Below are 1,021 nucleotides of genomic sequence, written 5' to 3'. Positions count from 1 at the left end.
GGAGGGTGCCATGCAGGAACCTGATATGCAGAAACTCGATGCACTTGTCGGTCGGCTGGTGGGCGATCTCGGCGCTGGCGTGTCCGGCGTTCTTGTCGTGCTTGGCGACCATCTCGGCCTGTTCCGGGCGATGATGGACGGACGGCTGCGATCCTCGATGGAGATCGCGGAAACGACGGGGCTCACAGAACGCAATGTGCGTGAATGGCTCGCCGCCATGGCTGCGGCCGACTACATCACGTTTGATGAAAACTCGAACAAGTTCGGTATGACGCCCGAGCAGGCGATGGTTTTTTCCAATGAGGACAGTCCTGCCTTTTTCGGAGGCGCCTTCGAAATCGTCCAGTCGATGTGGATGGACGAGCCGAAGGTGGAGGAAGCCTTTCGCACCGGCCGCGGGCTCGGCTGGCATGAACACAGCACCTGTCTCTTCCGGGGCACGGAGCGCTTCTTCCGGCCCGGCTACAACAGCCATCTGGTCGACGAATGGATCCCGGCGCTTCAGGGCGTCAGGGAAAAGCTTGAACGCGGGGCGGAGGTCGCCGACGTCGGCTGTGGCCATGGCGCTTCGACGATCCTCATGGCCAAGGCCTTTCCGAAATCGCATTTTCACGGGTTCGACTACCACGCCCCTTCCATTGAACGTGCAAAGCGTGCGGCGGAGGAGGCTGGCGTCGATGACCGAGTGAGGTTCAGTCAGGCTTCGGCGAAGGAGTTTCCAGCGGGCGACTACGACCTCGTTGCCATGTTCGACTGCCTGCACGATATGGGCGATCCGGTCGGAGCGGGCCGTCATATCCGCGAGACGATGGCGAAGGACGGCACATGGATGATCGTCGAACCCTTCGCGCATGACGGCCTGAAGGACAATCTCAACCCGGTCGGGCGGGTTTATTACGGCGCCTCGACGATGATCTGCACTCCCGCCTCCATGGCACAGGAGGTAGGCCTTGGCCTTGGAGCCCAGGCTGGGGAGATGAAGCTTCGCAAGGTGGCGCTCGACGCTGGCTATTCGCACTTC

1 protein-coding gene is annotated in these 1,021 nt (G+C 61.6%); it reads left to right on the top strand.

Features of this window, described 5'->3' with window-relative positions:
- Window positions 1-10 precede the first annotated feature (10 nt).
- On the top strand, window positions 11-1,021 hold a 1,011-nt coding region (locus C5L10_RS33335; protein ID WP_105433211.1), incomplete at its 3' end, for a class I SAM-dependent methyltransferase.

The organism is Neorhizobium sp. T6_25, from assembly GCF_002968555.1.
GTDB lineage: Bacteria > Pseudomonadota > Alphaproteobacteria > Rhizobiales > Rhizobiaceae > Neorhizobium.
This window is presented reverse-complemented; position numbering and strand designations above follow the sequence as displayed.